The sequence below is a fragment of the Psychrobacter sp. HII-4 genome (assembly GCF_904846595.1).
Lineage (GTDB): Bacteria > Pseudomonadota > Gammaproteobacteria > Pseudomonadales > Moraxellaceae > Psychrobacter > Psychrobacter celer.
In genome coordinates, this window is sequence record NZ_CAJHBJ010000031.1 from 19,021 (window position 1) to 28,203 (window position 9,183).

Genomic DNA, 9,183 nt, shown 5'->3' on the forward strand with positions numbered 1-9,183 from the left:
AATGATAATGATGATAATGGTGCGGGCGCGCCTTCATTGACCAAGGAAAACCCTAATGTCGGCGTTTGAGAATATATATGAAAAATATAAGCGGTAGTCATGTCTAGTATTAAACATCTAAAACAGTACATTCGCCAGCTATCGGATGATGCTGACAATAGCCGTTTGCCTTCGTTTTGGTTTACAGATTGGCTGCTGGCGGTCATTGATAAACCGTCCTTGTTTTTGATCACTGACGAAGAGTATCAGCTGACAGAAAGTGAGCTTGCGCAGTTTTATGCAGGTATCGAAAAACTGCAGGCTGGTACCCCATTGGCATATCTGACTGGTCAACAAGCGTTTTGGTCGCTGAGCTTTACTGTCAATGAGCATACCCTCATTCCTCGGCCCGACACCGAGGTATTGGTCGAGCAAGTGCTACAATGGATACAATCGCAGCCGATAAATGACGAGCATCCTACACCAAAATATCTTTTGGATTTAGGCACTGGCACAGGCTGTATCGCGATCAGTTTGGCGCATGAGCTAAAGCACCACTTGCGATATGCTCATTGGCATACTGTTGCGCTCGATGTCTCGCCTGAAGCGCTAGAGGTTGCTAAGTATAATGCGCTGATCAATGAAGTGGGGGAGATTGATTTTATCCAGAGCAGTTGGTATGAGTCGCTGCCGACCGACAGGATGTTTGATGTGATTGTCTCAAACCCGCCTTATATCGATGAGGAAGATGCGCACTTGGCACACTTGAGAGCCGAGCCAATGAGCGCTCTTAGTGCGCCCAATCATGGTCTGGCTGATATCGAGCATATCACGCAGCTGGCACCTAAATACCTGCGTGCAGGCGGGCTACTGGCGCTAGAGCACGGATTTGATCAAGGTGAGGCGGTGCGTCAGATACTCTCATCCCATGGCTTTGGCGCGATACAGACGGTGCAAGACTATGGCGGAAACGATCGGGTGACGCTGGGGCATCTGGCATAAAGGGCTTTTTAGATGTTTTTTCTAACAAATCGTGGTGAAAGAGTGTGATGAAAGGTGTGACGCAGGCGACAGAGACACAGCCGCTATCAGATAGCGAACTGATGCGTTATGCGCGGCAGATACTGCTAGAGGGCTGGGATGTCGATGCTCAGTTACGTTTAAAATCAGCGCGCGTCGTTATGATAGGAGCCGGTGGCCTTGGGTGTCCGGCTTCTGAAACGCTGGTACGGGCTGGGCTTGGACAAATCCATTTGATTGATGATGATGTGATTGAGGCCAGCAATCTGCAGCGGCAGACGCTGTTTTTACCTAGTGACATCGGCAAAGCCAAAGCTCTGACAGCCGCGCAGATGTTAGAAAAAATCAATCCGTTGATAAGGGCGCGTGGGTCAGTGGCAAGGCTGAGCGAAGACAATGCCTATGAGCTACTGGGCATGGCATCTGGTAAGCCTGATTTATTATTGGACTGTACGGACAATTTTGCTACCCGCGATATGATCAATCGTATCAGTGTGCGCTATCAGCTTCCGTTATTGTCTGCCTCAGCGATCGCCATGCAAGGGCAGCTGGCCTTGTATGAGCCGCATCGGCAGACAGGCTGCTATCATTGTGTCTTTGGCTCGGTGCTCATCGATGCAGAGGCCGATGAGCGAAACTGTGCCAACTCGGGTGTGCTGGCAAGTACGACCGCGATTATGGGTAACCTACAAGCCAATGCGGCGCTGCAATATCTAGGATTAACCAAAAATCCACTGACAAATAAGCTACTGATATGGGATGGTAGCCAGATGCAGCAGCGGCTGATGGGCTATCGTCCAGATCCAGCGTGCCCTGTCTGCGCCCATGCCTAAACTCAATCGATCGTGGTATAAGTTATTTTTTATGAAAATTCATCGTCCGCATTTATTAAAACACACCTTTAATGTCGTCAATCGGGTTCGTCAAACTGCAAGTGTGGCAGGTCTCTCGGCGCTCAGAGTCGCCAAAGGTGAAAAGCCAGACGCGAGGCTGTTAAAAGAAACCTTTGAGCAGCTTGGTACTACTTATATCAAGATAGGCCAGTTTATCGCCAGCACGCCGTCGTTGTTTCCGCGTGAGTATGTCAAGGCGTTTCAGAGCTGCTTGGATCAAACCACGCCATTGTCGTACACCTATATCGAGCAGGTATTAAATGAAGAGCTGGCAACGGATGGCATGACGCTTGAGGATAAGTTTGCGCATATCGACCCGACACCGCTGGCGTCGGCGTCTATCGCCCAAGTGCATGCTGCGCGTCTACATAATGGTGATGAGGTGGTGCTCAAGGTACAAAAACCTGGTGTCGAGACCATCATGCAGACGGATTTGGGCGTATTGTATGGCGTTACCAAGCTGCTTGAGCTGCTGATGCCATCGATGAAGTTTGCCAGTATCGCACCGATCATCGATGAGATTCGGTTGCGTATGCTGGCCGAGACGGATTTTATCGCTGAAGCGCAAAACATTCGAGATTTTCAGCAGTTTTTAGCGGTATCTGGCAATACTCGCGTGGTCGCGCCCAAAGTATATGAGGCGCTGACCACCAAGCGCGTGTTGACCATGAGTCGATTGTACGGGGTGTCAATGGTCGATGAAGTGCTGATGCGTCAGTACTGTGCTGACCCTGCACAGGTGATGGCGGATACCTTAAACACCTGGTTTGCTAGTTTGATGCTGTGTAATAGTTTCCATGCAGATTTGCATGCGGGTAATTTGATGCTGCTGACCGATGGACGCATTGGCTTTTTAGACTTTGGCATCGTGGGTAGGCTCAAAGCTGAGAGCTGGCGCGCTTGTATGGGAATGATGCAGGCCATGCAAGACAGTGACTATCAAGCGATGGCACGTCATATGGTCGATATGGAAATGACGCACGAGAGCCATCAGGTGGATGTCGCCGCACTGGGCGATGACTTGCAGCGCATGATGCAGACCATCATGGCAGAGGACAAAGCTTTTACCAGCGGTGTGCCATTTAATAGTAAAGAACAAGCTGACGAGCTCAACCAGATGATGCTAGAGATTGTGGAAGTTGGCAAACGTCATGGTATTCACTTCCCGCGGGACTTTGCCTTATTGACCAAGCAGATGCTGTATTTTGATCGTTTTATGCGTACGCTTGCGCCCGATATGGACATGTTTAGCGATCAGCGGGTACAGATGCTGGGCGAAACGGTGAGCTAAAATCACAAATGATTGTATCTGTTGTATCTGTTGTGCCTATTATACCTAGGGCGTGTCCTTGGTTAGAGCCAAGTCGCTAGCGCGGCACGCCCTAATATAGCCGTCAAACCACATTGCGGCTAAACACTTCTCGCAGCTCAAAGCTTGTATGTACTTGGGCGACGCCCTCGATACGATTGAGGCGATGCAATAAAAACTCCTCATAATGCGCCATATCGCGTACCCGCACCTTAATCAGATAGTCCTCTGTGCGACCGGTGACGATGCTACAGCTCACCACTTCATCAAAGCTTTGAATTTTTGACTCAAATATCTCAAAACGCTCGGCAGTATGACGATCCATGCTGATGGCGATAAAGACGGCAAGCGGGTAGCCGAGCTTTTGCGCGTCTGTTTGTGTGTGGTAGCCGGTGATGATGCCAGTGTCTTCTAAGCGCTTGATGCGGCGCGCGCATGGCGTCGCCGAGAGATTGACCTGTTCTGCCAGCTCCGTGATACTCATGCGCGCTTGCGTCTGCAGCAAGCGTAATAGCGCTCTGTCGGTCTCGTCAATCTCTACAGAAAACCCTTTATCAATATAGCTGTTTGACATAAATATCCATCTTATTAGTGAAATATACTAATTATAGTGATAAATGCGGAGTTTTTCACCAAAATAGCACCAAATAAGACAAAAGAAAGCTGATTTTCGGCTGACAAACTTTGATATTATGATGGCATAAAAAGTGGTTATCTCGTATGATAAACATAAATCCAATCATCAACCATCCTGTAAAACCCGTAACCCTTGATATCATCTAAGGATTGATTATGTCTGACCAAGCCACACGCACGGCGGCAAGTACAGCTGCCAAAATCACCCCAAAAAATACTGCTTTTGATTATAAAAAGTATCGTCCATTTGCGTTTGCTCCTGCGCTGCCAGATCGCACATGGCCGAGCAAAACAATCGACAAAGCACCAATCTGGGCGAGCGTGGATCTGCGTGATGGTAACCAAGCACTGATCGATCCGATGACCATCGAGCAAAAAATGCGCTTTTTTAAGACTTTGGTTGCTGTCGGTTTTAAAGAGATCGAAATCGGCTTTCCATCGGCTGCGCAGGTTGAGTTTGATTTTGCCCGCAAACTTATCGAAGAAAACCATGTGCCTGATGATGTCACCTTACAAGTCTTGGTACAGGCGCGTGAGCATTTGATCGCTCGTACCTTTGAGTCGTTGAAGGGCGCTAAGCGGGCGATTGTCCACGTTTATAACTCAACGAGCCGTGTCCAACGCGAAAAAGTCTATGGTAAAGACAAAGCCGAGATCAAAGAGATAGCAATCGCTGGGGCCAATCTGTTGGTAGATTATGCAGCCAAATATCCTGAAACCGAATGGGTCTTTCAGTATTCTCCTGAGAGCTTTAGCCAGACAGAGACTGAATATGCGGTGGAAGTCTGCGATGCTGTCTGTGAAGTATGGCAACCCCAAAATGGGCAGGAAGTGATTTTAAACTTACCCGCCACGGTTGAGGCCTCTATGCCCAATGTCTTTGCCGATCAGGTTGAGTATTTTTGTCGCCATCTCACCCACAGAGAGCATGTGACGGTCAGTTTGCATACGCACAATGATCGCGGCTGCGCGGTGGCAGCCGCAGAGCTTGGTGTCTTGGCGGGTGCCGATCGTATCGAGGGCACGTTGCTCGGAAATGGCGAGCGCACAGGTAACATGGATGTCATGGTCATGGCCATGAACTTATTTAGCCAAGGTGTCGATCCTGAGCTTGATTTTAGCAACATGAGTGAAATCGTACAGGTGGTGAGCGAGTGTAATAACTTGCCACTGCATCCGCGTCATCCGTATGTCGGTGAGCTGGTGTTTACCGCCTTTAGTGGCTCGCACCAAGACGCCATCAAAAAATCGCTCGATTATAATGAAAGACATCAAGACGAGACGGACAATATCTGGGATGTGGCCTATCTGCCAATTGATCCTGCGCATATTGGTCGTAGCTACCAAGATGTCGTCCGTATCAACAGCCAATCGGGTAAAGGCGGCGTCGCTTATATCTTGCAGCGTAACTACGGCTTTAATTTGCCGCGTTGGATGCAGATTGACTTTAGCGGTGTGGTACAAAAACAAGCCGAACGCGTGGCGCGCGAATTGCAAAACGACGAAATCTTGCAAACCTTTGAAGACACCTATCTCCAGCAAGGCAGCTTTGAGCTATTAGACTATAGTGTCAATAATAAAGGCGGCGAGGTCTACTTTAATGGTCAAGTGCAGATGAATGGCGATATCATCGACATCGATGGTACTGGTAATGGGCCGCTGTCGTCCTTTATCAATGGTTTGGCCCAACATACAGGAAAGTCATTGCATATCATCAATTATGCTGAGCATGCAATCAACCCACAGCATAATAGTGGTCATGGCATCGATGATGATACCAATCGAGATAATAAAACCAACGCCAATGCCGCCGCTTACATTCAGTTAAATGTCGATGGTGAGGTGTACTCTGGTATCGGTACGTGCAGCAGTACGGTATCGGCGATGCTAAAAGGCGCGCTATCGGCCTTTGCTCAGGCAGTCGGTGCGGTCGCTGCCTAAACCTGACAGCGGGTGATATAGCCCTACTATTGGTTATTATAACGTCATAGCGTTTTGCATCATGCAAGCGGCGCTATGGCGTTGTTTTGTGTGAGGCACAGGCAGCACTGATGGCGTTACGACTAATAGCATAAAGTTACTTGTGTTTTTGGTGTCTAAGACTTACGCTAATGTATATAGCACCTACTATAAAACAATAAATCAAAGGTTAATTATGGAACCTATATCATTTGCTTCATTTACTTTGGCTTCTATTTTGGCCTCGTTGCCTGCCAATGGTGAAGTCGTGACCAGACCGACCATCACGACCCATATCAGTCCTGCTATCGCGGGGCAGTGGGAGATAGATTTGGACAGTAGTATCACGATGACCAAAGACGCGCAGGCGCGGCAAGCGGCTCGAAAAGAGAGATTGGCGTCAGCGAATAGCGAGCCGAAGATTAAGGAGGGTGCCGTAGCAGGCGGGATACTCACACAAAGCGAGGAGCGCATCCTACAGACTGAGCCAAACACCGATCAAAACTTACTTGCCTCAACCAAGAAGTCTAATCAATGCCGTGAGTTGTATAACTTTGGTGCGGATAATGAGATGTGGGCGGTAAGTGGTAAGGAGTGGACGTACGGACGTTACTTGGTGACACACCGCGAGGAAGGGCTGCCTATTATCGCCCTCAAGACTGTTTATGACAATAACGAAGTAGACTGCTCAGGCAATCAAATTGATCAGACCGATGAGGCACTCATTGCGTTTTTGTACCATGATGGCAACCAAATGCAGTGGTGCGCGGATCCTGAGGGTAACGAATGCTTTATGAATTTTCATAGAATCCTGCCGTAAGCTCTCATAAAGGCTGATATGGTTAAATCCCTAAAAACCGATATCGCGCTGCTAGAAGGGGTTTGCGCAGCATCGAGCGGCGTAGATATAGCGGGCCAATAAAACTGATATCAGTAGCCTTGTCTTTATCTGTATATGTCTTATTTGGTCAAAAAAACCGCCAATCGTGGATCGGCGGTTTTTTATTGAGTCATACGGCAAACTAAATTATGAGTCAGCTTTGGCATGGTTGGGCGTCAAAAGCTCTCTTTCTAAGTAGTGAATGTTTTGGGCTTCATGGACAAAATTGTTATCCGCCAAAATCACATCGCGATGCAGCGGTATATTGGTTTTGATGCCTTCAATGACGAGCTCATCAAGCGCATGCAGGGTCTTGGACACCGCTTGTTGGCGCGTTTGACCATGGCAAATCAGCTTGCCAATGAGTGAGTCATAATAGGTCGGTATTTCATAGCCAGGGTAGAGGTGTGAATCAAAACGCACGCCTGCACCGCTTGGTGTAAACAGCTGAGAGATGGTGCCTGGGCAAGGGACAAAAGTAGCGGCGTCCTCGGCATTGATACGGCACTCAATCGCATGACCTTGTACTTCGATCTCGCTTTGACGATAAGACAGACCATAACCGGCTGCGATTTTGAGCTGTTCGACGACCACATCGATACCGGTGATCATCTCAGTCACAGGGTGCTCTACTTGCACGCGCGTGTTCATCTCGATAAAGAAAAACTCGTTGTTTTCGAACAAAAACTCAAAGGTGCCCGCGCCGCGATATTTGACCAGCTCGCACGCTCTTACGCAGGCTTTTAAGATAGGCTCGCGCACATCGTCTGGGATATCAGGGGCTGGGGCTTCTTCTAGTACTTTTTGGTGACGGCGCTGTAGTGAGCAATCACGGTCATAGAGGTGAATGGCGTTACCATTACCATCCCCTAATACTTGTATTTCTACGTGGCGCGGGTTTTGTAGATAGCGCTCCATATAGACGGTGTCATCACCGAACCACAGCTCCGCTTCTTGTTTGGCGGCTTGTACTTGTCCAATCAGCTCATCAAAACGCTCGACCACGCGCATGCCGCGACCACCACCACCAGCGGCAGCTTTGATCAAAAGAGGAAAGCCGATATTGCGGGCTTGCTCTTCGGCATTGTGCAAGGTAACTGCGCCCACAGAGCCTGGAACGGTTGGCACGCCAGCTTTTTTCATGGCATTAATCGCCGAGACTTTGTTGCCCATTAAGCGGATATGATCGGCATTGGGACCGACGAAGGTCAGTCCTGCTTCTTCTATTTGTTCGGCAAATTCAGCATTTTCAGATAAAAAACCGTAGCCTGGATGGATGGCGTCAGCACCCGTTATTTCTGCCGCCGTCAAGATCGTATTGATATCGAGGTAGCTTTGGTTGGCATTGGGTTTGCCGATACAGATAGCTTCGTCAACAAAGCGCAGATGCATAAGATTGGCATCTGCGGTGGAGTAGACGCCGACGGTTTCGATACCTAACGCCTTACAGGCTCGAACGATACGTAGGGCGATTTCACCTCTATTGGCAATGAGCAGTTTTTTTATCATGGGGTCATCCTTTTTGACGCGGCAGACATTGATTGAGCCTTGATGGGGAGCTTCGGCATTTGATATCTGTATTCGGCATCGGTAGATAGTGACAGCTTACAACAACGTGAAACGGTATAAAGTGCCAAAATAAGGTACCGAAATAAAGTGCTAAAGACTCAATCAGTATGAAGTAAAGTGAGGCAAATATCGTTACGCTTTATAGCGTATGACAGGTTGACCAAACTGTACAACTTCAGAGTTATCTACCAAAATCTCGTCAATGACACCGCTTTGGGTGGCCTCAAGAGGGTTCATGATTTTCATCGCTTCGATAATACCAAGCGTGTCGCCCGCTTGTACTTTTTGGCCGACCTTAACAAACGGCGGATCATTGGGGCTTGGGGCAGAATAAAAAACGCCAACCATTGGCGATGTCTCAACGCTACCTGCCTTTGCTGCTGGTTTTGTATCTGCAGCCACTGGTGCTGCGCCAGCAGTAGGAGCGGCCATCATAGTCGGTACAGGGGCATCATAGTGACGAGTGAGACTGATGTGTTCGTCATCAGAGCTGATTTCTAGATTGACCAGTTCACTTTCTTCCATGAGGGCGATGAGGGTGCGTATTTTTTCAATATCCATAGTTTTTATCTTGCCTTGTACTAAATTCGAGAAATAGTGTAACTAAATATTGTTTGATTGCTAATGATACCTAGATTCAGGCCAATGAGCAATCAATGTACAGTTGTTAACTGAGGATTTTTACATATTTTGACGTAATCTAGCTGTTTTAGTAAGAAACCCACTACGATTTATCATTATCGATGTGGTTTTTAAGCCAAGCTGCTTGTACATCGTGCTGCGTTCGGTCGCACGTTTGTATGATGGTCCTAACCGTTCCAAAAATCTTACTCAAACCTAGCCAATATTGACTATTAGATAGGTTTGACGTTTTCTTTCTGCTTCATTGTCACGCGCTATTTCTCATTTGAGATTTAGACTGACCACGACTCCACAGA

At 48.1% G+C, this 9,183-nt stretch carries 8 protein-coding genes; 5 read left to right on the forward strand and 3 right to left on the reverse strand.

Translation table 11 applies throughout. From position 1 onward, the window contains the following. Positions 1 to 99: 99 nt before the first annotated feature. The 3 genes from prmC to JMX98_RS11445 are packed head-to-tail and all read left to right on the forward strand — an operon-like array spanning position 100 to position 3,183. Positions 100 to 981, forward strand: a complete 882-nt coding sequence (prmC, locus tag JMX98_RS11435; protein ID WP_201586735.1) for a peptide chain release factor N(5)-glutamine methyltransferase — start codon at positions 100 to 102, stop codon at positions 979 to 981. Positions 982 to 1,028: 47 nt separating this feature from the next. Further along, positions 1,029 to 1,832, forward strand: a complete 804-nt coding sequence (locus JMX98_RS11440) for a HesA/MoeB/ThiF family protein (protein ID WP_201586736.1) — start codon at positions 1,029 to 1,031, stop codon at positions 1,830 to 1,832. 31 nt (positions 1,833 to 1,863) lie between these two features. After that, positions 1,864 to 3,183: an ABC1 kinase family protein gene (locus JMX98_RS11445; protein WP_201586738.1), complete on the forward strand. Its 1,320-nt coding sequence runs from the start codon at positions 1,864 to 1,866 to the stop codon at positions 3,181 to 3,183. 103 nt (positions 3,184 to 3,286) lie between these two features. Here the strand turns inward: JMX98_RS11445 and JMX98_RS11450 are convergent, their stop codons facing one another. Beyond that, the gene (locus JMX98_RS11450) at positions 3,287 to 3,775 is read right to left on the reverse strand and encodes an Lrp/AsnC family transcriptional regulator (protein ID WP_100749496.1); all 489 of its coding nucleotides are present in this window, start codon (positions 3,773 to 3,775) and stop codon (positions 3,287 to 3,289) included. 218 nt (positions 3,776 to 3,993) lie between these two features. Between JMX98_RS11450 and leuA the strand changes: the two genes are divergently transcribed. Continuing rightward, positions 3,994 to 5,778, forward strand: coding sequence for a 2-isopropylmalate synthase (leuA, locus tag JMX98_RS11455; RefSeq protein WP_201586740.1), 1,785 nt, complete (start codon positions 3,994 to 3,996; stop codon positions 5,776 to 5,778). 214 nt (positions 5,779 to 5,992) lie between these two features. Then, a complete protein-coding gene (locus tag JMX98_RS11460) occupies positions 5,993 to 6,616 on the forward strand; it encodes a hypothetical protein (RefSeq protein ID WP_201586742.1) in 624 nt (207 codons plus the stop codon). Between the two features lie 207 nt (positions 6,617 to 6,823). Here JMX98_RS11460 and accC read toward each other — a convergent pair whose 3' ends face one another. Together accC and accB are read right to left on the reverse strand one after the other, a co-directional pair. Continuing rightward, the gene (gene accC, locus JMX98_RS11465) at positions 6,824 to 8,185 is read right to left on the reverse strand and encodes an acetyl-CoA carboxylase biotin carboxylase subunit (protein ID WP_201586744.1); all 1,362 of its coding nucleotides are present in this window, start codon (positions 8,183 to 8,185) and stop codon (positions 6,824 to 6,826) included. A gap of 192 nt (positions 8,186 to 8,377) precedes the next feature. After that, a complete protein-coding gene (gene accB, locus JMX98_RS11470) occupies positions 8,378 to 8,806 on the reverse strand; it encodes an acetyl-CoA carboxylase biotin carboxyl carrier protein (RefSeq protein ID WP_075102426.1) in 429 nt (142 codons plus the stop codon). Positions 8,807 to 9,183: the final 377 nt, after the last annotated feature.

Excerpts from the sequence above, each read along its gene's own strand:
- prmC (WP_201586735.1), top strand. The coding sequence starts at position 100 with ATGTCTAGTATTAAACATCTAAAACAGTACATTCGCCAGCTATCGGAT.
- JMX98_RS11440 (WP_201586736.1), top strand. The coding sequence starts at position 1,029 with ATGAAAGGTGTGACGCAGGCGACAGAGACACAGCCGCTATCAGATAGC.
- JMX98_RS11445 (WP_201586738.1), top strand. The coding sequence starts at position 1,864 with ATGAAAATTCATCGTCCGCATTTATTAAAACACACCTTTAATGTCGTC.
- JMX98_RS11450 (WP_100749496.1), bottom strand. The coding sequence starts at position 3,775 with ATGTCAAACAGCTATATTGATAAAGGGTTTTCTGTAGAGATTGACGAG.
- leuA (WP_201586740.1), top strand. The coding sequence starts at position 3,994 with ATGTCTGACCAAGCCACACGCACGGCGGCAAGTACAGCTGCCAAAATC.
- JMX98_RS11460 (WP_201586742.1), top strand. The coding sequence starts at position 5,993 with ATGGAACCTATATCATTTGCTTCATTTACTTTGGCTTCTATTTTGGCC.
- accC (WP_201586744.1), bottom strand. The coding sequence starts at position 8,185 with ATGATAAAAAAACTGCTCATTGCCAATAGAGGTGAAATCGCCCTACGT.
- accB (WP_075102426.1), bottom strand. The coding sequence starts at position 8,806 with ATGGATATTGAAAAAATACGCACCCTCATCGCCCTCATGGAAGAAAGT.